This window comes from Flavobacterium sp. KACC 22758, from assembly GCF_028736135.1.
Classification (GTDB): Bacteria; Bacteroidota; Bacteroidia; order Flavobacteriales; family Flavobacteriaceae; genus Flavobacterium; species Flavobacterium johnsoniae.
Window position 1 is genome coordinate 5,460,462 of record NZ_CP117878.1, and the last position, 22,959, is coordinate 5,483,420.

Below are 22,959 nucleotides of genomic sequence, written 5' to 3' on the forward strand. Positions count from 1 at the left end.
GATTAACATTTTTAATTGATTCGCGTTTTTTGCTTTCAAAGTATTCACTTTGTAAAGTATCTTTGAAAAATAATACACGATTAATACAATGAAAATCACAAAACCAAGATTAGCTCTAATCTGCGGTATACTCTGCATCTCCATTTTCCCGATATTGGTTAAATTACGTTTAACGCCGGGATTAATTTCGGCTTTTTACCGAATGGCTTTTGCCGTGATTCTGCTTTTGCCGTATGTGTTATTGAGCGGCAATTTTAAAATTCCAACATTAAAATTCGCACTTTTGGCAGCACTTTGCGGTATTTTATTTGCGTCAGATGTTGCCGTTTGGAATATCGCCATTCAGGAATCAAGCGCGACTCAGGCTTCGCTGCTCACTAATTTATCTCCGGTTTGGGTTGGTGTTGGTTCTTTCTTTTTTCTGAAAGCAAAACCTGCCGCAAATTTCTGGATAGGAACATTTGTCGCTTTATTAGGAATGATAACCTTAGTTGGTTTTGAATTTTTCATCGATTTAAACTTTGATAAAGCATTTCTATTTGCCGTTTTATCCGGAATTCTATATTCCGTTTATATGTTGGTAAGCAAAAATGTGCTTTCTGCAGTCGATGTTTTATCATTTATGACAATTAGTTTATTGGCTTCGAGTATTTATTTAGGAATTTTGTGTTATTCGCTGGACGAACCTTTTACCGGATTTCCAAATACGGGATGGTTTGTTCTCGTCCTTCAAGCTGTTATTTGCCAATTGTGCGCCTGGCTTTCGATTAGTTATGCGACTCAGCATATGCGCGCAACTCGAGTTTCGTTAAGTTTACTGAGTCAGGCCGTAATTACTTCAATTTTGGCTTGGTTGTTTTTAGAAGAACAAATAACTTTACAAATGGTTTTCGGCGGAATCATTCTGCTTTTCGGAATCCGAGTTACTTTTTACGACAAAACGATTTCTTTGAAAAGGCTTTTTTCTAAATAATTTGCCCACTGATTTTACGGATGAAACTGGTTTACACTGATAGTTTGTGCAATTCGAGGTTTCACGCAGATTGAGCAGATTTTAAAAAATCATTTTAATCTTAATAATCTGTGGCTAAAAAAAATTAGTGCAATTCGTGAATTGCTTCGCCTGTTCACTATCGCTCGGGTCGTGGCGAAAAATAAACCTGAAACAAACAAAACTTGAAACAAAAAACTTATGTTACATAAAACCAAAATACCAAACTTAAAAGTAATCGCATTTGATGCCGATGATACTTTATTTGTAAACGAACCTTATTTTCAGGAAACCGAACATAAATTTTGTGCTTTGATGGAAGATTATCTTTCGCATCAGGGCATATCGCAGGAATTATTTAAAATTGAAATTGCCAATCTGCCTTTGTACGGTTATGGAATTAAAGGCTATATTCTTTCGATGATCGAAGCCGCAATGAATATTTCAAACAATACGATTCCGGTTGAAGTAATTGAAAAGATTATTCAGTACGGAAAGGAATTACTCGAAAAACCAATCGAACTTCTTGACGGAATCGAAGAAACTTTACAGGCTTTACACGGAAAATACAAATTGGTCGTAGCAACAAAAGGCGACTTAAAAGACCAGCACAGCAAATTGCACCGTTCTGGTTTAGGTCATTATTTTCACCATATCGAAGTAATGTCAGACAAACAGGAAATCGATTATCAAAAATTATTGGGTCGTTTAGACATTCAGCCAAATGAGTTTTTAATGATAGGCAATTCATTAAAATCAGATGTACTGCCTGTTTTAGAAATTGGCGGTTATGCTGTTCATATTCCGTTTCACACAACTTGGGAACACGAAAAAATCAATCACAAAGTTGAACACAAACACTTTAGTTCATTTGAAAAAATTACTGAGGTGGTTCATAATTTATTATAATGAAAACACTTTTAGACTTAGAAAACTGGAACCGTAAAGAGCATTTTGAACATTTCAGCCGAATGGAAGAACCATTTTTTGGCGTGACTGTCGAAATTGATTGTAAAAAAGCATATGAAACGGCAAAAGAATTAAAAGCTTCTTTCTTCATTTTCTATTTACACAAAACTTTAACGGCCGTAAACTCTGTTGAAAATTTCAAATACCGAATTTCAGAAGGCAAAATTTATATCAACGACCGCATAGATGCTTCGGCAACAATTGGCCGTGCAGACGGAACTTTCGGATTTTCTTTAATCGAATACAATCCTGATTTTAAAATCTTCGAAAAAAATGCTCTGGCAGAAATTGAACGTATTCAAAATACAACCGGACTTTTTACAAGATCTTTTGATGATGATAATCTGATTCATTTTTCGGCAATTCCGTGGTTAAACTTCACTTCTATTTCACACGCCAGAAGTTACACGTTTCCAGACAGCTGTCCTAAAATCTCATTTGGAAAAATGATTGTTTCTGAATCTGGAAAACGCACAATCGCAATGTCTGTGCACGTTCATCATGGATTAATGGACGGTTTGCATGTAGGACAGTTTGTAGATTCCTTTCAGGAGGCCATGAACTCAAAATAGTTTTAATCTTACAAATTTACCTTATTTTGATACTCTAATACCTTTTAGGGGACGTCTTAAGCAGTAATAAATTCGTTGGTTTGGGGAAAATTTTAAAACTCATATTACAATGAAAAAAATTGTTATTACTCTGGCGTTTGCTTTAGGGTTAATTCATGTAAATGCACAAACAGAAAGCTCTGCAAGCAACTATAACAAGTGGTCTGTAGAACTTGCGGGAGGATTAACTAAACCTCAAAGACCATTCTCTGCAGGTTACACTACCGCTACTCCAAGCCCATGGGTTGGTGATTTAGGTGTTCGTTACATGTTTAACAACAAATTTGGTTTAAAGGCTGATTTTGGATACAACAGTTTTACTGCAAAAAGCAATTCTATAGATTTTGATTCAAAATATTATAGAGTAGATTTACAAGCTGTTGCCAACTTAGGCCGTATCATGAACTTTGAAACCTGGACTAACACTATTGGTTTATTAGGACATGCAGGTTTTGGTTATGCTCAATTAAGAAGCGACAACTTTAAAGGAGCTGATGAAATGGGTAACTTTATTGCTGGTGTAACCGGACAAATAAAATTATCTAACCGAGTAGCTTTAACTGGAGATTTCTCTACAATCTTAAACGCATCTCAGGATCATGCTTTTGATGGCGCTTATCTTGATGGAAACAGAGGTTTTTCTGGATTAATGTTCAATGGTACAGTTGGTTTAAACGTTTACTTAGGTAAAAATACTAAACATGCTGACTGGACTGTAGTTTCTGAAAATGTAGACCTTAGTGCTTACGATAACAGAATTGCTGATCTTGAAAACCAAATCAAGAACATACCATCAAAACAAGTTGTTGTAGAAAAACCAGTTAACAACACTACTGTTGTAAACGATAAAGATGTTGTAAAAGAATTAATAAACGATAAATATTACAGCGTTTATTTTGATTTCAACAAAGCAACTCCTATCGAAAACTCAACTGCTGCAATCGATGTGGTTTTAACTTACTTAAGAAAAAACCCTTCTGCATCTCTTGATATTATTGGTTATGCTGATCAGGTTGGAAAAGCAGAATACAATGAAAAACTTTCAAACCAAAGAGCAGAAAATGTAAAAACTATCTTTGAAAAAGCTGGAATTGCATCTTCAAGATTAAATGTTATTCCTGCTGGTGCAGATACTTCAATCCAAAAAGATTCTGAAGAAGCTAGAAGATTAGCTAGAAGAGTTACTTTTAAAATAAAATAATTCTTTTTTATAATTAAAAATCAAGTCCTTAAGAAATTTCTTAAGGACTTTTTTATTTCTTTAAGTTTCAAATCAAACCCTATTATCACGATGTAATTCTATTGCATTTATATACAGTTTATTTCGCTAAATTTGGAATGATATTTGACGTTTAAAATTCATGAAAAAGCTATTACTTATCTCACTTTTACTTTCGAAATCAGTACTGATAGGTCAAACAGTATTAAATTCGTTTCCATTAAACTTAAACACTTCTTCAGAAAATGCCCAAACGCTGAATGTTGAAGATATAAAAACAAATGATATTTATGTTTTTGCTGCAGATGATAAAAACATTAATATTTTAAAATATAATAAATCCCTATTCCTTACAAGTCAATTTACTGATTCTATAAGAACTCCTTTAAACAGATCTTTAAGCGGTTACAGCATTGCCGATGATGGGAACCCATTATTATACTGGAGTTCTTCAAATACAAAAAATCTTAAAATCGTAAAATACTTTCTGGACTCGAAAACTTCACGAACATTAAACTTTGATTTTCCAGAAAACAATGAATATATCATAACAAGCTTTCAGAAAAATAATGCTTTTTATATTCTGGGAAAAGAAAAAGGTCAAAAACACCTTCTTTTGTATGAATTTCAAAATGGAAAATGCGAAATAAAAATGTTCGATTTTTCCGATTTTAATTTTCAAACTGAGAGAGGGCAAGGTTTTACTTTTAATCTCTTGGTTCGAAACTATCCTATTCAAAAAATAGAATCAGATGATTTTAATACTTTAGACAAAACCTCGGGTATAAACAAAATGTATGTTCTCGATGATCATATTATTTTAACATTTGACTATAATACTCAAAAAACACAGGTTTTTGATCTTAATCTCCAAACTCTTGATGTAATCGAGAAAACATTTATCCAGCCCAGCACAAAGAAACAGGCTAAAAGTGCGAATTCATTTTACAGTGATGGAAAACTATTTCAGATTAAAGCCAATAACGATGAGTTCTTGTATGATATAAAAGACTTTGCTTCAGGACAAATCTTAAAAAGTGTTTCAGTTTCAAAAAATGACACCATCCGTTTTAAGAATTCACCACTGCTGGTTCAGGCCAATAACCAAAAGCCTCAGGAATTAAAAACCACTGCTAAATTCCTTAAGAACTTATCCGATTTAAGTGCAGGTATTTCAGTTTTTAAACACAACAACAAAAACTACGTAACCTTTGGAGGCTTTGTAGAATATGTTTTTACAAATTATAACAGCCTGGATGATGTTCTTGGTGAATTTGGTATTGGTGGAAGACCGTATTATGATATTCAAAATAAAATGGTCTTTTTCGACTCGACATTCGATTCTAATCTTAATTTCATAAGTACCAAACAATCAGAACCTCTCGCAATTGACAATATTTACTATTATTTGAGTACCAACAAAAATGTTTCACTGCAGAATATTTTAAAACTAAAGGATTATTACATTTTAAGTTATTATGACAATACTTTAAGACAGTTTATCCTTCGCAAATTTACAGATGGTATTATTCGGGAAGACAATGGAAATCCGATCATGAATAAGTCTGTATTCTCAAAGCCTGCTTCTTTTGATCCAATAAAATCCCGTTAATGTTTTCGCGGTTTCCAAAAAATGGTTTGGATTATTTTTTCTAATTTTACAAAAAAGACATCATTATGCTATCAAAAAATATTGAATCGGCTTTAAATAAGCAAATCCGCATAGAAGCAGAATCTTCTCAAACTTATCTTTCTATGGCTTGTTGGGCTGAAGTACAAGGATTAGAAGGAATTGCTCAATTTATGTACACTCAGTCAGATGAAGAGCGTGCACACATGCTTAAATTGGTTAAGTATGTAAACGAACGCGGAGGGCATGCACAGGTTACAGATCTTAAAGCGCCAAAAACAACTTATACTACTTTCAAAGAGATGTTTGAAGAGCTTTACAATCACGAACTTTTTGTTTCGCAATCTATCAACGAATTAGTGCATATTACTTTTGAAGAAAAAGACTATGCTACACATAATTTCTTACAATGGTACGTTTCTGAACAAATTGAAGAAGAAGCTACAGCTAAATCTATTTTGGATAAAATCAACTTAATTGGAGACGATAAAGGCGGACTTTATTTGTTTGACCGTGATATTCAGCAATTAACAGTTACAAGCTCTATTGCTATAAATCCAAAATAAAAAAGTTAAAGTTTATTTAGAACGCTTAAAAATAACTTTTTTCGTTTATATTTGTCTCTGTTTTTATAATACAGAGGAATTTTGAGCAAGAAAGACAAAGACAAGGACAAAAAAAAGGATAAAAAGAAGAATAAAGATATCCTTGATAAAATTAAGAAGATTGAAAACTGTAAATCTTCTTGCTGTGAGAAATATAAAAAGAGCGAAAAAAAACGCTGCTCACGTTGTCCTATGTTTGATTTATTTAAAAAAACAGCTTAACGATATAGAAAACCCACCAAGAAATCTGGTGGGTTTTTAATTTTACTTACATTCGTCTTCTGATTACAAAAAGGTTCAATTTAATTATGGAAAACCAAATTCTTATTCCCAAATCGAGTTTAGATTTTTTAGTACAGCTTAAAGAAAACAACAATAAACCGTGGTTTGAAGAACATAAAGCAGAATATTTAAAAGAACTCAATTACATTGAAACTTTTGCAGGCGCACTTCTTCATGAACTTTCTAAAACCGATGTTTTCGAAACACAATCAGGCAAAAAAAGTGTGTATAGAATTTATCGCGATATTCGTTTTTCTAAAGATAAAACCCCTTTTAAAACCTATTGGGGCGGCAGTTATAAACGTGCTACAAGTGCAAGACGCGGCGGTTATTATTTTCATATCGAAAAAGGAAACACTTCTTTGATTGGCGGTTTTTGGGGACCAAATGCTGCCGACTTAAAACGCATAAGAAGTGAATTTGCCCACGATCATGAATCATTTAGAGAGATTTTGAATTCGAAAACATTCAAAAATAATTTCGGAACCATGCAAGGCGAACAGCTCAAAACAACGCCAAAAGGTTTTGATGCAGATCATGAAGCTATCGACTTACTTCGTTACAAACAGTTTTTAATCATAAAACGTTTTACGGATGAGGAAGTTTTGAGTCCGCAATTTCTTGAAAAAGCTTTAGAAGCATTCCAAAACATGAGACCATTTTTTGATTATATGAGCGAAGTGCTTTCAACTGATATAAACGGCGCTTCAGTATTATAAAATATTTCAACGCAAAAGTTAAACCCGACAGGTTTAAAAACCTGTCGGGTTTGTTTCTTTACGCGGCGTTTAATCAAAGAGTATTTACAGCAATAAAATCTCGTTTACAACAACTTCGGTTATATACTTTTTTTCTCCGTTTTTGTCATCGTAACTTCTGTGGGTTAACTTTCCGTCGATTGCAACCTCTTTTCCTTTTACAACAAACTTTTCGATTATTTCTGCCGTTTTGCCCCACGCAGTAACTCGGTGCCATTCCGTCTGCTCTACTTTATCGCCTTTCTCGTTTCTGTAAATTTCGTTAGTTGCAATTGTCAAATGTGCCAGCTTTTTACCGCTTTCTAATGTTTTAACTTCTGGGTCGTTTCCTGCGTTACCAATTAATTGTACTCTGTTTTTCATTGCATTCATGGCGTATACTATTTAAATGTTCATATAAAAATTCGTTGATCAAATTCAACGATGCAAAATTGCGCTGTCTCGGCTAAAATATTCGGTTGCAAACTATTTACTTTCGGTTGTAAATATTTGTAAGCGTTTGTAAATGGAATTTATTTTTGCTATATTTGAGATAAATCGTACATATATGCAGACAGAAATTAAAAAAGTTGAGTTACGAAACCTTGCGTTTGAAGATTATAAACAATTGAAAAATTCAATGGTTGAATCGTATCCAGAAATGGCAAACTCCTATTGGAGATCTAATGACATCAAAAAACTACTCTCAATATTTCCCGAAGGACAATTGGTAATATTAGTCGACGGCGTAGTCGTAGGTTCGGCATTATCGCTTATTGTTGATGAAAAACTGGTAGACAAAAGACACAATTACAGACAAATCATTGGCGATTATACTTTTTCGACCCATAATCCTGACGGTGAAATTTTGTACGGAATTGATGTTTTTATTCATCCAAACTACCGCGGACTTCGCTTGGGCCGACGTCTTTATGATGCCCGAAAAGAACTTTGTGAACAACTGAACTTAAAAGCGATTGTTTTTGCAGGAAGGATTCCCAATTACAATCAATATTCGAAAAAGCTTTCACCAAGAAATTATATTGAAAAAGTAAAAGACAAGGAACTTCATGATCCGGTTCTTTCATTTCAATTGAGCAATGATTTTCATGTATTACGCATCATTAAAAATTATCTGGAAGGCGACGAAGAATCTAAAGAATTTGCAGTTCTTCTGGAATGGAACAATGTCTATTATGACGAAAGTCCAAAGTTGATTAATTCTGAAAAAAGCATTATTCGTTTAGGATTAATTCAATGGCAGATGCGTCAGCTTAATAATGTTGAAGCTCTTTTTGAACAGGCCGAATTTTTTATTGATGTCGTTTCCGGCTATGGAAGTGACTTTGCTCTTTTTCCAGAACTTTTCACGGCTCCTTTAATGGCCGATTTTAATCACTTATCTGAAGCCGAAGCGATTCGGGAATTGGCAAGACACTCTGACCCCATTAGAAAACGCTTTCAGGAATTTGCCATTTCATACAATATCAATATTATAACAGGAAGTATGCCGCATCTCGAAAATGGTATTTTGTATAATGTTGGTTTTTTATGCAAAAGAGACGGAACTTCTGAAATGTATTATAAAATTCATATCACACCAAATGAAGTGCATCATTGGGGAATGAAAGGTGGATCTGAGTTTAAAACTTATGATACGGACTGTGGTAAAATTGGAATTTTAATTTGTTATGATGTCGAATTCCCGGAACTTTCAAGATTATTGGCCGATGAAGGAATGAATATCTTATTTGTTCCGTTCCTAACCGATACTCAAAATGCTTACACTCGTGTTAAACACTGCTCTCAGGCGCGTGCGATCGAAAACGAATGTTATGTAGCCATTGCCGGCTGTGTTGGAAATCTTCCGAAAGTAAACAATATGGATATTCAATATGCTCAGGCTTCGGTTTTTACGCCTTCTGATTTTGCTTTTCCAAGTAATGGAATTAAAGCAGAAGCTACTCCAAATACAGAAATGACTTTGATTGTTGATGTTGATCTAAATTTATTGAAAAATCTTCATGAACATGGAAGTGTGCGAATTCTAAAAGACAGAAGAACAGATTTGTATCAAATTAACAAAACAAAATAATGAGAACGTGTCTTGAATGCTCTGAAAAACTTGTAGGCAGGGAAGATAAAAAGTTTTGTTCAGACAGCTGCCGTAATGCTTATAATAACAAAATAAACAAAGACAGCAACAATTATATGCGGAATGTAAATAATAAGCTACGAAAAAATTATCGCATTTTATCGGAGCTGAATGTTGATGGAAAATCAAAAGCAACGAGGGACAAAATGATTAACAAAGGCTTTGATTTTGATTTCTTTACTAATATCTTGCAGACCAAAACAGGCAATACCTACTATTTCCTGTACGACCAGGGATATAGATCTTTGGACAATGATTATTATATGCTTGTTAAAAAAGAAATTTAGATGTATTTACTATGAGAAAAAACCCCACCTCGATTCTCGCAATAATCTGCATTCTGGCATTGTTAGCTGCTATATATGCCACAATGATGCCTCAATACATTTCAAAAAATGATGAAGCTCTCGCTGATTTTTCTACCGAAAGAGCTTTAAATCAGGTTGAAATTATAGCTCAAAAACCTCATTATGTAGGTTCAACTAATCATGAATTGGTTGCTAATTATCTTAAACTTGAGCTTAACAGAATTGGATTAGAAACAAGTGTTCAGGAAGGTTTTACTCTTAATGACAAAGGGCTTTTGGTAAAATCTAAAAATATCCTTGCCCGAATAAAGGGAACAAACAATACAAAAGCACTATTATTACTTTCTCATTACGATAGTGCACCGCATTCTTTTTCAAAAGGTGCAAGTGATGATGCCTCTGGGGTTGCCACAATATTAGAAGGAATCAGGGCTTTTTTATATGCCAAAGAACCTCAGAAAAACGATATCATCATTCTTTTTTCAGATGCTGAAGAATTGGGTTTAAACGGCGCGGCACTTTTTGTAAACAAACATCCGTGGGCAAAAGATGTTGGTTTGGTTTTAAACTTTGAAGCAAGAGGGACTTCAGGACCAAGTTATATGCTGATGGAAACCAATCAGGGAAATCAGGCACTTGTAAAAGAATTTACCAAAGCAAAACCTTCTTATCCGGTTTCAAATTCATTGATGTACAGCATCTATAAAATGCTTCCAAATGATACTGATTTGACTGTTTTTAGAGAGCAGGGAAATATTCAGGGGTTTAACTTTGCTTTTATCGACGGACATTACAATTATCACACACAGCAGGACGATGTTCAGCATTTAAACAAAATGACATTGGCGCATCAGGGTTCTTATTTGATGCCTTTATTAAAATACTTCGCAAATACTGACTTAAACCAAATTACTTCACCAAATTCAGAAGATTACGTTTATTTCAATGCTCCTTTTTCTTTCATAAGTTATCCTTTTTCATGGGTAATGCCAATGACACTTATCGCTTTCGGTCTTTTAATGCTTTTTATGTTTATTGGAAAAGCCAAAAGAATGATTTCATTAAGAGAAATATTCAAAGGTTTTGTACCGCTTTTAGGATCGGTAATTATTGCCGGTTTGGTAACCTTTTTAGGATGGAAAATCATTTTAGAGATTTACCCGCAGTATTCTGATCTGTTAAACGGATTTACATACAACGGACATGCTTACATTGGAGCGTTTGTAACTTTAAGTATTGCAATCTGCTTTGCTTTTTACCACCACTTTTCTGATGCAAAAATAACAATGACCCATTTCGTAGCGCCTTTGCTGCTTTGGATTATTATTAATGCCTTTTTAGCAAACAGCTTAACCGGAGCAGGATTCTTAATTATTCCGGTGTATTTTGGAATTCTTTTATTTGGAATCTTCGTTTTTACGCAGCATTACAGTTTAGGCATGAATTTACTTTTCAGTATTCCGGCTTTGGCTATTATTGCTCCGTTTATAGTAATGTTTCCAATTGGTTTAGGTTTAAAAATACTTTTTGGAAGTGCAATTCTAACCGTTCTTCTTTTCGGATTATTACTTCCAATATTTAATACTTTCGCTAAAAAAGGCGTATGGATTATGGTTTTCTTTGCTGTTTCCATCGGATTTTTTATTTACGCAGGTGTTCATTCCAGCTATGAACCAGGAAAAGCAAAATCTAACAGTTTGTTATATATCTATAATGCAAACACCAACTCGGCAGTTTGGGCAACTTATGATGTAAACCTTGATGAATGGACTAAAACGTATTTAGGACAGAAAAATCAAAAAGTTGTTGGGCTCAACAGTCTGCCAATTGCAAGTAAATACAATACAGGATTTACATACAGCTCCATTGCACCAATTGTTGATGTTCCAAAACCAACTATTGCTTTCCTGAAAGACAGCGTTGTGGGCAATAATCGCTATTTAAAAATCAAGATTACGCCAAATAGAAAAGTGAACCGTTACGATATTTACGCTAATCCAAAAATGACATTTTATAATTTCAAAGCAAATGGTGTATCTACTTCGGGCGAAAAGACAAATCGTTTAGAAAGAGAAGGAATGCGCCTGTTATGCTATTATGTTGTAGGCAACGAACCGCTTGTTATGGATTTCTATATTAACAAATCGTCTATTTTTGATATGGATTTAATTGAAAGTTCTTTTGATTTAATGACAAATCCTCTGCTTAAAGTAAATCCAAGAAGCGACTGGATGATGCCGACTCCATTTGTATTGAATGATGCCGTAATGATTCAGCAGAAAATTAAACGATATACCGCTCCGGTTAATCCGCCTATACAGCCGGCACCAGTTAAAGACAGCGCCGTAATTGCAAAAGACAGTTTAATACAGCCTGTTACGCAGCCGTAATAAAGTATTTTCAAAATAATAAAAAAGCAGACTTTGATTATAAAGTCTGCTTTTTATTTTTAACAGGCACATTCAATTTTTAAACCTGTTTTAATTCCTTTAGAACCTTCTGTTGCATATCCGTCGAACTTCCACCACTCGATTCCACCCATCAGCTCTTTTACTTTAAATCCTAATTTAGTCATATTCAAAGCACCTTTTGTTGAAGCATTACAGCCAATTCCATCGCAATAAGTAACATACAAAACATCTTTATCTAAATATTTTGTTGTTTCTGCCGACATTTCTCGATGCGGAATGTTAATCGCATTTGGGATATGTTCTGCTTCAAATCCAAAAGCTTTTCTGGCATCAAGTGCTATTACTTTTTCACCATTATTTAAAGCGTCAAATAAATCTGAAGGATCCATTTCAAAAGCTAACTTATTCTCGTAATGTTTAATTTGTGTTTCCATTTTAATTGTGTTTTAGCGATTTGTTTTTTCAAAAGTAGAAGATCATTAGATGTCATAAAAACGAAAAGAATTCATAAACGACATTAGTTTTTTTCATGCAAAAGCCAGTTTAAATTTTTGTTACTTTGTTGTACCAATACTTTAAAAATGGAAATACGTCATTTAAAATTGATAAAAGCAATTGTTGAAGAAGGAAGCATAACAAAAGCTATTGACAAACTTCACTTGACACAATCGGCTTTGAGTCATCAGCTCAAAGAAGCAGAATATCAATTGGGTACGCCCATTTTTTTAAGAACCAATAAAAAACTGGTTCTTACCAAAGCCGGAGAAAAAATCTATGAACTGGCAAATGAAATCCTAAACAAACTCACCGAAACCGAAAGTCAGATCAAACAGATGGTTTTTGGAGAACATGGCGAAATTAGAATCAGTACAGAATGTTTTTCCAGTTATCACTGGCTTCCATCGGTTTTAAAGCAGTTTCACCTTTTATATCCAAATGTTGAATTGAAAATTGTTACCGAAGCCACTCATATTCCGCTTCAAAAACTTTTAGAAAACACGATTGACATCGCCATTGTAAGCGACACTATAAAAGACCATCATATAAAATACACCGAATTATTTCAGGATGAAGTAGTAGTGGTGATTTCAGAAAACCATCCGTGGGCCGACAAAAAGTATGTCGTTGCCGAAGATTTTGTAACTGAACATTTAATTATTCATTCCCTTCCTATGGAAACGGTTACAATTCATCAGTATTTTTTGGCTCCAGCCAAAGTAAGTCCGAAAAAGATAACACCGCTTCCATTAACAGAAGCTTCTCTTGAAATGGTAAAAGCTGATATGGGCATTATGTCGATGGCAAAATGGGCATTGCAGCCACATATCAAGAATAATTCAATTAAAGCGGTAAAAGTGGGCAAAAATGGCTTAAAACGAAAACATTTTATCGCTACCAGAGCTAACGAAACTTATCCTGATTATTTTCAGCATTTTATTAATTTTTTACAAAACGAAATCAACCTCCAATGGAATATTTAATTAGAAAGTGCGAAATCGCCGATTTACCCAAACTGGTTATTTTATGTCAAAAACACGCCGACTTCGAAAAGGCCGACTATTCTCCGGAAGGCAAAGAAGAAGGTTTGAAAAAAGCCTTATTTAGCGAAAACCCAAAACTGCATTGTTTAGTTGTTGCAGTAAAAAACACTATTGTAGGATATGTTTCTTATACTTTCGATTTTTCTACCTGGAACACTGCCGAATTTTTGTATATGGATTGTTTATTTCTGGAAGAAGAAGCCCGCAGTTTTGGAATTGGTGAAGTTTTAATCGATAAACTAAAAGAAATTGGGATCGAAAATAACTGCGTTAACATACAATGGCAGACACCTCAGTTTAACGAAAGAGCTATTAAATTTTACAACAGAATGGGCGCAAAAGGAAAAGATAAAGTCCGATTTACATTAACTTTATGATGATTAAATTTCCCAATCCAGGGGCGAATACAGAAAATTCAGCCACACATTAGAGGATTGAAATATTTTTAAAATGTGTTTAAATCTGCGTGAAGCAAAAACCTCTGAACCTTTGTATCTTTGTTTCTTTCAACCTCAAAAAACAAAATGAAACAAATAAGCATATTGGGTTGCGGCTGGCTGGGTTTCCCCTTAGCCAAAAAACTAATCGAAAAAGGACATACGGTAAACGGATCGACAACATCTGAAAATAAACTTTCAATATTAAAAGATGCTGGAATACATCCATTTTTGGTTATTGTTGAAAGCGACAGCGTTTCTGAAAACTTTACTGATTTTCTAGCCGGAAGCGAAATCCTGATTATTGATATTCCGCCAAAGTTACGAGCTGTTGTTTCAGATTCTAATATGGTTTTTGTGCGAAAAATCGAAAATCTGATTTCATTTATAGAAAAATCAAGCATTCAAAAAGTACTTTTTGTGAGTTCAACTTCTGTTTATGGAGATGATAATGATTGTATTACCGAAGAAACAATTCCTAATCCGGAAACCGAAAGCGGAAAACAATTGCTTTTAGCAGAAAAGGTTCTTCAAAATAATCCAAACTTCGAAACTACGATTTTGCGTTTCGGCGGGTTAATTGGCGAAGATCGTCATCCTGTTAAATTTCTGGCTGGAAAAGAAAATCTTGAAAATCCGGACGCGCCAGTAAATCTAATTCATCAAAATGACTGCATTGGAGTTATTGAAGCAATCATAAAACAAGAAAAATGGAATACTGTTTTTAATGCCGTTGCTCCTTTTCATCCAACAAGAGAGGAATATTATACTCTAAAAGCAAAAGAACAAAACTTAGTTTTGCCAAAATTCAGTTCAGAGAAATCAAATATCAAAAAGACTATTTCAAGCAAAAAAATTGAAAATATTCTAAACTATCAATTTAAGATCGAGAATTATTAAACCATATAAGTTGTGTAAGTTCATTTAATCAAGACTTCCCAAACTTTGCACGGCAAAACAATTACTAACCTAACTTATATCGTTTAAAAAAACTTTGCGAACTTTGTGAAACCATCGTGTCTTTACGGTAAAAACTTTACGGTTAAATTATGGAAACAGTATATATCAATTCGCCTTTAGGAATTACCAAAATAGTTGGTGATGAAGATGGTATTGCTGTAATTTCAGTTTCTGATGTAGGAACAAACGAAGTTTCAAAAAAAATTCCAAAGGTTTTAAAAGATGCCGTTTCACAGCTTGAAGAATACTTTGAAGGCAAAAGAACCGATTTTGACTTAAAACTAAATCCTCAGGGTACCGAATTCCAGCAAAAAGTCTGGAAATCATTACTAGAAATTCCATACGGGAAAACGGTAAGTTATATGGATCAAACCAAAAAGCTGGGCGATGTAAAAGCAATTCGGGCCGTGGCTTCGGCAAATGGAAAAAATCCGCTTTGGATTGTAGTTCCCTGCCATCGTGTTATTGGCACAAATGGTTCTTTAACAGGTTACGCCGGAGGATTATCCCGTAAAAAATGGCTTTTGGAACACGAAAGTCCAAGTAAACAACAAAGTCTATTTTAGGTTTTTATTTTTTAGGAGGAAATTCGATACCCGCTTCCTTCACTAATTCATAACCATAATTCATAATTGTTTCAATAACAGGAATAGCTTTCATTCCCTTTTCAGTAATGGAGTATTCTACTTTTGAAGGCACAACAGGATATACTTTTCTCTCAATTAAGCCTTTCCCTTCTAACTCTTTTAACTGGCTTGCAAGCATTTTATCAGTAATATGCGGAATATCCTTTTTTAACTCCCCGTATCTCAAAACGTTTTTGTGCAGTCTCCACAGAATTGGCATTTTCCATGTTCCTCCAATATGATTTAATGCAAATTCAATTGGAGTATAATACAATTTATTGTCGTAAAAAAATTCCGGCATGATTCAAAGATTTGATTATGATATACTTTCAAAAAAGTAAGTATACTACATAAAAGTGAGTATTAAAATTTAAGGTTTTTCCTGATGTAAATTTGCAAAAAAATTAAATCACATTATGGATTACATTAAAATTTCGCAGGAAACAATTGGGCATTTATACAAAGCTCACACAAGTGTTAGAAAATCAGAAATAGACATTAAGCTTCTGGCATTGACAGATCTTAGAGTTTCACAATTAAATGGCTGCGCTTATTGCTGCAGTTTTCATTCTAACGAATTAAGAGAATTTGGAATTGAACAAAACCTACTTGATAAATTATCAGGGTGGAAACTTTCTGATGCGTTTGATGAAAAACAAAAACTGGCTTTGGAATGGGCAGAAGCAATTACAAAAATGGAAACAGATTTAACTGCCATTAGAAAGAGATTAGAAATAGTTTTTACCGAGAAAGAATTAGTCGATTTAACTGCAAGCATTTCAATTATGAATACTTTGAATCGTTTGAGAATTACATTAGGGGATAATCATTAATTATGTAATTTTATACGCACAATAATGTCCGCATAAAAATGATTGAAAAAATAAACCTAAACAATATTCTATTTCTTGATATAGAAACCGTTCCGGAAGAAGAAAACTTTAATTCACTTGATGCAGAAATGCAGTCACTTTGGGATACTAAAACACAATATCAGCGAAAAGACGATTTTACACCAGAAGAATTTTATGACCGTGCCGGAATTTGGGCTGAGTTTGGAAAGATTATTTGTATTTCGGTAGGCTATTTTACAATCAAAGGCGATATTCGGAATTTTAGGGTGACTTCTTTTTTTGGAGAAGAAAAAAAGATCCTGAAAGACTTTAATAACCTGTTGAACAATCATTTTAATCAGCCGCAACATCTTTTATGCGGACATAATGCGAAAGAATTTGACATTCCCTTTCTGGCCCGCCGAATGATCATCAATCAAATTGCTATTCCGGACAAACTAAATTTATTTGGGAAAAAGCCGTGGGAAATAGCACACCTTGATACTTTAGAATTATGGAAGTTTGGTGATTACAAACATTTTACATCTTTAAAATTACTCACCAAAATTCTAGGCGTTCCTTCTCCAAAAGGAGATATCGACGGCAGTCAGGTTGCACATGTTTATTATGTAGAAAAAGACATTGACCGAATTATTACGTATTGTGAAAAAGATACAATTGCCGTAGCACAGATTTTTCTTCGTTTACGTCGAGAAGATTTGCTGATTGATGAAGAAATAATTCATGTATAGTTTTTGAGATACAAAGTTTATATTGAGGTAAACTAACATAACTTACAGTTTTTAAATAGTTTATAATAATGACATACGAGGAAATTTCACATCACCGGCTTGTTTCACAAAAACTTTACAAAACAGAGAAATGTTCTCCGCAGACAATAGTGCGTCATTTGGGTGCCATGCAGGCTCAGGATTATGCCATGGCAAAGTGGGCAATTGGTTCCAGATGTGATGCTTCTGAAAAAGAAATTGAAGAAGCTATAAACTCGGCACAAATTATTCGGACTCATATTTTACGGCCAACCTGGCATTTTGTTTCAGCTGATGATATTTACTGGATGCTTGATCTTTCTGGACCTCAAGTACAAAAAATGACAATTTCTGCTGTTAAAAAATATGGTTTTGACATCAAGAAATTAGACAAAACAATTAATTCGATTGAAAAATTATTATCTGGAAATACACATTTAACCCGAGATGAAATCATGCAGGAACTTGACATTAAGAAAACTTCGAAAGAAGATTTTCTTAGTGCAGCGATTATGATGCATGCAGAACTTGATGGTTTGGTTTGCAATGGAAAAATGAAAGGTAAACAAATCACGTATGCCTTACTTGAAGAACGTGTCAAAAAACCAAAAACGAACTTTACAAAAGAAGAAGCTTTAGCAAAATTGGCCAAGCGTTATTTTGAAAGCCACGGTCCAGCAACTTTACTCGATTTCTCGTGGTGGTCTGGTTTTGCGCCAACTATCTGTAAAAAAGCCATTAACGCAATTGAGTTGCAAATAAACTCCGTTGATATCAACAGTCAAACGTATTACTTTACGAATCAAGGATCTGACGAGAATTCTTTCCGCGAAAGCGTACACTTTCTTCCTGCTTTTGATGAAATTTTGATTTCGTATAAAACTAGAGAAGCTTCTTTTCTATCAGATCATCAAACTAAGGTTTTTACCAATAACGGCATCTTTAAACCAATAATTCTGGAAAATGGAAAAGTTATTGGAATATGGAAACGAACCATAAAAAAAGAACACGCCAAAATTGAAACGGAGTTTTTTAATGAAACTGAAAGTTCAAAAAAAGAAATTTTATTTGGAGGGATTAAGTCTTTTGAGAAATATTTGGAAACTAAAGTTATTATTGAATAATCTACTATTCTAAAAAACTGAATCATTATGTTTCACTTCGGTGGGGCGACATATTTAAACATTATACATGCCCTTAATTATCGAATTCCCGTCTCAATAAATAAAATCTTTGTGCATATTCTGGCTAAATAATTACATTTACAAAAAAATAGAATTATGGTATTAAGCAGATTTTGGTTAGTTATTTTTATTTCTTCGATTGTTTTTATTGTTGTGAGCTTATTTACGGCCAACACTTATACTATTGATTCTATTTTAAATGGAAAGAAAGACGATCCAATTCTGGTATCTGAAAAATACATTGAACAGCTTCCTGTTTTTATTAAAGACAGTATAAAAAAAGCTCCGGATCAAACCATGATTATTAATCGTGACACGCTTAATGCTGACACGACTTATGTTTATAAAAACAAAACTGTAAAAATTTACAGCGGACTTCAGAAATCTGATGGTTTACTGCCGACTTGTAAAAGCACTTTGGTTGATTTAATTTTGCCCTTGATTGCTTACTTGGCTTTTTTCTGCGGCTTAATGGAACTTTTAATTGTTTCAGGTGCATCTGGAAATCTGGCTAAAGTATTGAGTCCGGTGTTTGTAAAGGTTTTTCCAAGTATCCCAAAAAATCACCCGTCAATCTCATACATGACTTTAAACTTTGCTGCTAATTTCTTGGGATTGGATTCGGCTGCAACACCATTTGGACTTAAAGCCATGGAGAGTTTACAGGAAATAAACCCCGATAAAGACAAAGCCAGCGACGCCCAGATTATGTTTATGTGTCTGCACGCATCGGGTTTAACCTTAATTGCGACTTCAATTATTGGATATCGTGCTGCTGCAAACGCAAGTAATCCTGCAGATGTTATGCTGCCTTGTATTATTACTTCTTTCATAGGAACAATTGCTGCCTTTTTAATTGTGGGTATCAAACAAAAAATAAATTTTAAAAGTGCTTCGCTTCTTATTGGTCTAATGGGATTAATCGCTGCCATTATTGGCTTATTGATGTATGTTAATCATTTAGACTTAATTGGAAAAAACTACTTCACTTCTAACCTTTCTGGATTAATCTTAATTGCCATTATTGCTTTTACTTTGATTTTCTCTTTCAAAAATGAAAAGAAATTCAGCGAAGCCAACACAACTGTTTTTGACACTTTTGTTGTTGGCGCTAATAATGGTGTTAAAACCGGAGTTACTATTTTTCCTTATGTTTTAGGAATGCTGGTTGCTATCTCTTTATTCAGAAACAGCGGTTTGTTCGAAATTATCAGTGATGGAATTGCGTTTGTATTTTCTAACATGGGTGTAAGCAAAGAAATCACAAATGCTTTACCGGTTGCAATGCTTCGTCCGTTTAGTTCTGCAGGATCACGCGGCTTCCTTATCGACTCTATGAATACTTTTGGAGCCGATTCTTTAACAGCAAGATTAAGCAGTATTTTCCAATGCAGCGCCGAAAGTACGTTTTATGTAATTGCGGTTTATTTTGGATCGGTTAATATCAAAAATACCCGTTATGCTTTAGGAACGATGCTTTTGGTTGATCTTATTTGTGTTATTACGGCTATTTTTGTGGCGACTTGGTTTTTTTAAAAAGCACGAAATTCCGAAGGAATGATTCTTTTTGCAGCAACGGATTTTAATCCGTTGATTATAATACCGTCCCAGTTGAAAGTTCCGTAGGAACGGCATATTTAAACCGACAAAAAGAAAGTTAAATATTACAAAAAACATTGATTCAACCATAAGATTTATTTCATTTGCGAAAAAATTCAAAATGGCAAACACTTATCATCCGGTTTATATTCAGGTTGTTTTTGCAGTAAAATATAGAAATGCAGTAATCGAAGAAAAATGGAAATCAAATTTATGCGGCGTCATTGGAAACCTAATCAATGAAACAGGATGTAAAACAATGATTATTAATGGAGTTGAAGATCATGTTCATTGTCTTTTAGCACTTAAACCAACAATAACAATTTCAGAAGTAATGAAAACTGTAAAGGCTAAATCTTCCAAATACATCAATGACAATCAATTAACAAAATCAAAATTTTCATGGCAGGAAGGTTATGGAGTATTTTCATATAGCCAGTCTCAAATTGATTCCGTTTATAAATACATTCAAAATCAAAAAGAGCATCACAAAAAACAAAATTTCAACGAAGAATATCTAAATTTTCTGAACAAATTCAATGTACAATACGAAGAAAGATATATTTTTGAGGATCTAATGTAATATCATGAAAATACAATATATCTTAATTGCAATTCTTTTTGCTGCATGCCAAAAAGAACAGAAAAAAACGGAGACAGCAGATTTTAATTCTATTGAAATTCCAGAAGTAGCCGAAACCAATGCAAAAGAAACCGAAAAACTTCCGCTGCATATTGACACTATTATTCTTTCTGAGGAGAAAAATGCAAATGTCAGCCGTATTCTGGCAAACTTAATGGAGAAAGAAGTAGATAAAGACAGTATTGTAACTTCTAAATTCAGACTTGATTTTTATCAGAATAAAACCAAAGTTGCTTCTTCAAATGTAGAAATCAAACAATATGAAAAAGGCGCTGAATGGTACGGATCATTTGGTTTAAAAGATTCATCAGATAAAAATTCTTCTTTTATAAAAATTACTTCGGGATATCCGGCTTGCGGTTATACTCATGACAACTATCTGTATTACTTAAAAAATAATGATCTTCAGCTTGTTCACCAATGGTATTCAATGTCTGACAGTGGCTGGGGAAGCTGGACTGAATTTGCAAGCGATGAGACTGGAAAAGACCCTAAAAACTTTTATTGCAAAACTGTTGCATTTGAACCTTCAGATGATGATTCTGAGGATTCTGGCATTGTAACTTACTCTGATTCCATTTCATTTTCACTAAAAGGAGACAAATGGAAAAAGAAACTGCTTTCGGCAAAAGAGAAACCTTATTTCGAAAAGAAAATGACTTTTAACGAGTTTCACAATCAGCAATAAAACTGTTTTAAGAGGTCTTATTCAAATTCTTTCTTAGGTAAATAATTTCTAACTTTGTAAAAAAACAAAGAAATGATTGATTTTATATACCAAGATCCTTATCCAATTTTAAAGGATGATACGCAGTACCGCAAAATCACCTCTGATTTTGTAAAAGTTGAAAAATTTGGAGAACGTGAAGTTTTAACCGTTGATCCAAAAGGTTTAGAATTATTAGCTGAAGAAGCTTTAACCGATGTTTCGTTCATGCTTAGAACGTCGCATTTACAAAAACTAAGAAACATTCTTGACGATCCTGAAGCTACAGATAATGATCGTTTTGTTGCCTACAATTTACTTCAAAATGCTTCAGTTGCTGCCGAAGGTCAATTACCAAGCTGTCAGGATACCGGAACAGCAATTGTAATGGCTAAAAAAGGCGAAAGCATCTTTACAGGTGTTGATGATGCTGAATGGTTAAGCAAAGGAATTTTCAATACATACCAAAAACGTAATTTGCGTTATTCGCAGATTGTTCCGATTTCGATGTTTGAAGAGAAAAACTCAGGATCGAATCTTCCGGCACAAATTGATATTTATGCTAAAAAGGGAACTTCTTACGAATTCCTTTTTATGGCAAAAGGAGGCGGATCTGCAAATAAAACATACTTATACCAACAGACAAAATCGTTATTGAACGATAAATCTATGGATGCATTTATCCGCGCCAAAATCAAAGACTTAGGAACTTCGGCTTGTCCGCCTTATCATTTGGCTTTAGTAATTGGAGGAACTTCTGCGGAAGCGAACCTAAGTGCTGTTAAAAAAGCTTCTGCCGGATATTATGACAATCTGCCAACTTCAGGAAACATGGCTGGTCAGGCATTTCGTGATTTAGAATGGGAAGAACGCGTTCAGAAAATCTGTCAGGAAAGTGAAATTGGAGCTCAGTTTGGAGGAAAATATTTCACACATGACGTTCGTGTCATTCGTTTACCTCGTCACGCTGCTTCTTGTCCAGTTGGATTAGGGGTTTCTTGCTCTGCAGATAGAAACATTAAAGGAAAAATTACAAAAGACGGAATCTTCGTTGAGCAGTTAGAAGTAAATCCAAAACAGTTTTTACCAGAAACGGCGCCGCATTTAGAAGCTCCGGTTGAAGTTGACTTAGATCAGCCAATGGCGGATATTTTGGCTAAACTATCTCAATATCCTATCAAAACCCGTTTAAAACTAAACGGAACTGTTATTGTAGCTAGAGATATTGCTCACGCAAAAATTAAAGAATTATTAGACGCCGGAAAACCAATGCCGGAATATTTTAAAAACCATCCGGTATATTATGCTGGTCCAGCAAAAACTCCGGAAGGAATGGCTTCAGGAAGTTTCGGCCCTACAACAGCCGGGCGTATGGACGTTTATGTAGATGAATTCCAAAAAAATGGCGGCAGCATGGTTATGCTTGCTAAAGGAAATCGTACTAAACAAGTTACTGATGCCTGCAACAAATACGGCGGATTCTATCTAGGTTCTATTGGAGGTCCTGCTGCTATTTTGGCACAAGATAATATCTTAAAGGTTGAAGTGGTTGATTTTGAAGAATTAGGAATGGAAGCAGTTCGTAAAATCACTGTTAAAGATTTCCCTGCCTTCATTATCACGGATGATAAAGGGAATGATTTCTTTGAAAATTTATAATTTTTTTTTAGTGGCTAAGGTACTGAGGTTCTAAGCTGCTAAGTTTTAAATACAAAACCGCCTGTTTGGGCGGTTTTTTTTAT

Annotated in this window: 25 protein-coding genes; 22 read left to right on the top strand and 3 right to left on the bottom strand. The window is 34.1% G+C overall.

Annotation, left to right across the window (positions count from 1 at the left end; genetic code table 11):
* The first annotated feature begins 88 nt into the window (after window positions 1-88).
* From PQ462_RS23280 to PQ462_RS23315, 8 genes are all read left to right on the top strand, one after another.
* Window positions 89-973, top strand: coding sequence for a DMT family transporter (locus PQ462_RS23280; RefSeq protein ID WP_274251783.1), 885 nt, complete (start codon window positions 89-91; stop codon window positions 971-973).
* Between the two features lie 219 nt (window positions 974-1,192).
* Window positions 1,193-1,900, top strand: coding sequence for an HAD family hydrolase (locus PQ462_RS23285; protein ID WP_274251784.1), 708 nt, complete (start codon window positions 1,193-1,195; stop codon window positions 1,898-1,900).
* Window positions 1,900-2,532 (top strand): chloramphenicol acetyltransferase, encoded by a 633-nt coding sequence (locus PQ462_RS23290; RefSeq protein ID WP_274251785.1) that lies wholly within the window; start codon window positions 1,900-1,902, stop codon window positions 2,530-2,532. The genes PQ462_RS23285 and PQ462_RS23290 overlap by 1 nt, the downstream gene beginning before the upstream one ends.
* Before the next feature lie 109 nt (window positions 2,533-2,641).
* Window positions 2,642-3,772: an OmpA family protein gene (locus PQ462_RS23295; protein ID WP_274251786.1), complete on the top strand. Its 1,131-nt coding sequence runs from the start codon at window positions 2,642-2,644 to the stop codon at window positions 3,770-3,772.
* Between the two features lie 160 nt (window positions 3,773-3,932).
* Window positions 3,933-5,402, top strand: a complete 1,470-nt coding sequence (locus tag PQ462_RS23300; RefSeq protein WP_274251787.1) for a hypothetical protein — start codon at window positions 3,933-3,935, stop codon at window positions 5,400-5,402.
* Window positions 5,403-5,467: 65 nt separating this feature from the next.
* Window positions 5,468-5,986, top strand: a complete 519-nt coding sequence (locus PQ462_RS23305) for a ferritin (RefSeq protein WP_121359804.1) — start codon at window positions 5,468-5,470, stop codon at window positions 5,984-5,986.
* Between the two features lie 81 nt (window positions 5,987-6,067).
* The gene (locus tag PQ462_RS23310) at window positions 6,068-6,247 is read left to right on the top strand and encodes a hypothetical protein (RefSeq protein ID WP_274251788.1); all 180 of its coding nucleotides are present in this window, start codon (window positions 6,068-6,070) and stop codon (window positions 6,245-6,247) included.
* 86 nt (window positions 6,248-6,333) lie between these two features.
* The gene (locus PQ462_RS23315) at window positions 6,334-7,026 is read left to right on the top strand and encodes a DUF2461 domain-containing protein (RefSeq protein ID WP_274251790.1); all 693 of its coding nucleotides are present in this window, start codon (window positions 6,334-6,336) and stop codon (window positions 7,024-7,026) included.
* Window positions 7,027-7,110: 84 nt separating this feature from the next.
* On the opposite strand, the gene PQ462_RS23320 is transcribed toward PQ462_RS23315, so the two are convergent.
* Entirely contained in the window at window positions 7,111-7,437 is a 327-nt protein-coding gene (locus PQ462_RS23320) for a single-stranded DNA-binding protein (RefSeq protein WP_012022955.1), read from the bottom strand.
* A 175-nt stretch (window positions 7,438-7,612) separates the two neighbouring features.
* Here PQ462_RS23320 and PQ462_RS23325 point away from each other — a divergent pair, with 175 nt between their 5' ends.
* Genes PQ462_RS23325 through PQ462_RS23335 form a run of 3 tightly spaced genes read left to right on the top strand, consistent with a single transcriptional unit; the run spans window position 7,613 to window position 11,897 of the window.
* Complete coding sequence (locus tag PQ462_RS23325) at window positions 7,613-9,139, top strand: carbon-nitrogen hydrolase family protein (RefSeq protein WP_044048221.1); 1,527 nt, start codon at window positions 7,613-7,615, stop codon at window positions 9,137-9,139.
* On the top strand, window positions 9,139-9,486 hold the full coding sequence (locus tag PQ462_RS23330) for a hypothetical protein (RefSeq protein ID WP_012022957.1): 348 nt from the start codon (window positions 9,139-9,141) through the stop codon (window positions 9,484-9,486). Before PQ462_RS23325 ends, PQ462_RS23330 begins: the two co-directional genes overlap by 1 nt.
* An 11-nt stretch (window positions 9,487-9,497) precedes the next feature.
* The gene (locus tag PQ462_RS23335; RefSeq protein ID WP_274251791.1) at window positions 9,498-11,897 is read left to right on the top strand and encodes a M28 family peptidase; all 2,400 of its coding nucleotides are present in this window, start codon (window positions 9,498-9,500) and stop codon (window positions 11,895-11,897) included.
* 59 nt (window positions 11,898-11,956) lie between these two features.
* Here the strand turns inward: PQ462_RS23335 and PQ462_RS23340 are convergent, their stop codons facing one another.
* Window positions 11,957-12,352: a rhodanese-like domain-containing protein gene (locus tag PQ462_RS23340; RefSeq protein WP_274251792.1), complete on the bottom strand. Its 396-nt coding sequence runs from the start codon at window positions 12,350-12,352 to the stop codon at window positions 11,957-11,959.
* A 147-nt stretch (window positions 12,353-12,499) separates the two neighbouring features.
* On the opposite strand from PQ462_RS23340, the gene PQ462_RS23345 reads away from it, so the two are divergent.
* The 4 genes from PQ462_RS23345 (at window position 12,500) to PQ462_RS23360 (ending at window position 15,422) form a co-directional block, all read left to right on the top strand.
* Entirely contained in the window at window positions 12,500-13,399 is a 900-nt protein-coding gene (locus tag PQ462_RS23345; RefSeq protein ID WP_274251793.1) for a LysR family transcriptional regulator, read from the top strand.
* Window positions 13,387-13,836 (top strand): GNAT family N-acetyltransferase, encoded by a 450-nt coding sequence (locus PQ462_RS23350; RefSeq protein WP_274251794.1) that lies wholly within the window; start codon window positions 13,387-13,389, stop codon window positions 13,834-13,836. Before PQ462_RS23345 ends, PQ462_RS23350 begins: the two co-directional genes overlap by 13 nt.
* Before the next feature lie 147 nt (window positions 13,837-13,983).
* Window positions 13,984-14,796, top strand: a complete 813-nt coding sequence (locus PQ462_RS23355) for an SDR family oxidoreductase (RefSeq protein WP_274251795.1) — start codon at window positions 13,984-13,986, stop codon at window positions 14,794-14,796.
* A 149-nt stretch (window positions 14,797-14,945) separates the two neighbouring features.
* On the top strand, window positions 14,946-15,422 hold the full coding sequence (locus PQ462_RS23360; protein WP_274251796.1) for a methylated-DNA--[protein]-cysteine S-methyltransferase: 477 nt from the start codon (window positions 14,946-14,948) through the stop codon (window positions 15,420-15,422).
* Between the two features lie 4 nt (window positions 15,423-15,426).
* On the opposite strand, the gene PQ462_RS23365 is transcribed toward PQ462_RS23360, so the two are convergent.
* Window positions 15,427-15,783 carry a winged helix-turn-helix transcriptional regulator gene (locus tag PQ462_RS23365; RefSeq protein WP_274251797.1) on the bottom strand — a complete coding sequence of 119 codons (357 nt, stop codon included), beginning with the start codon at window positions 15,781-15,783 and terminating at the stop codon, window positions 15,427-15,429.
* Between the two features lie 115 nt (window positions 15,784-15,898).
* Between PQ462_RS23365 and PQ462_RS23370 the strand changes: the two genes are divergently transcribed.
* The 7 genes from PQ462_RS23370 to PQ462_RS23400 all read left to right on the top strand — a co-directional run bounded on the left by PQ462_RS23370 (window position 15,899) and on the right by PQ462_RS23400 (window position 22,876).
* The gene (locus PQ462_RS23370) at window positions 15,899-16,315 is read left to right on the top strand and encodes a carboxymuconolactone decarboxylase family protein (RefSeq protein ID WP_274251798.1); all 417 of its coding nucleotides are present in this window, start codon (window positions 15,899-15,901) and stop codon (window positions 16,313-16,315) included.
* 38 nt (window positions 16,316-16,353) lie between these two features.
* Window positions 16,354-17,067: a 3'-5' exonuclease gene (locus tag PQ462_RS23375; protein ID WP_274251799.1), complete on the top strand. Its 714-nt coding sequence runs from the start codon at window positions 16,354-16,356 to the stop codon at window positions 17,065-17,067.
* Between the two features lie 68 nt (window positions 17,068-17,135).
* On the top strand, window positions 17,136-18,209 hold the full coding sequence (locus tag PQ462_RS23380) for a winged helix DNA-binding domain-containing protein (RefSeq protein ID WP_274251800.1): 1,074 nt from the start codon (window positions 17,136-17,138) through the stop codon (window positions 18,207-18,209).
* 156 nt (window positions 18,210-18,365) lie between these two features.
* Window positions 18,366-19,805 (top strand): nucleoside recognition domain-containing protein, encoded by a 1,440-nt coding sequence (locus PQ462_RS23385; protein ID WP_274251801.1) that lies wholly within the window; start codon window positions 18,366-18,368, stop codon window positions 19,803-19,805.
* Window positions 19,806-19,989: 184 nt separating this feature from the next.
* Window positions 19,990-20,451 (top strand): IS200/IS605 family transposase, encoded by a 462-nt coding sequence (gene tnpA / locus PQ462_RS23390; protein ID WP_274251802.1) that lies wholly within the window; start codon window positions 19,990-19,992, stop codon window positions 20,449-20,451.
* A gap of 4 nt (window positions 20,452-20,455) precedes the next feature.
* On the top strand, window positions 20,456-21,199 hold the full coding sequence (locus tag PQ462_RS23395; protein ID WP_274251803.1) for a hypothetical protein: 744 nt from the start codon (window positions 20,456-20,458) through the stop codon (window positions 21,197-21,199).
* A 72-nt stretch (window positions 21,200-21,271) separates the two neighbouring features.
* Window positions 21,272-22,876 (top strand): fumarate hydratase, encoded by a 1,605-nt coding sequence (locus tag PQ462_RS23400; RefSeq protein WP_121359790.1) that lies wholly within the window; start codon window positions 21,272-21,274, stop codon window positions 22,874-22,876.
* Window positions 22,877-22,959 lie beyond the last annotated feature (83 nt).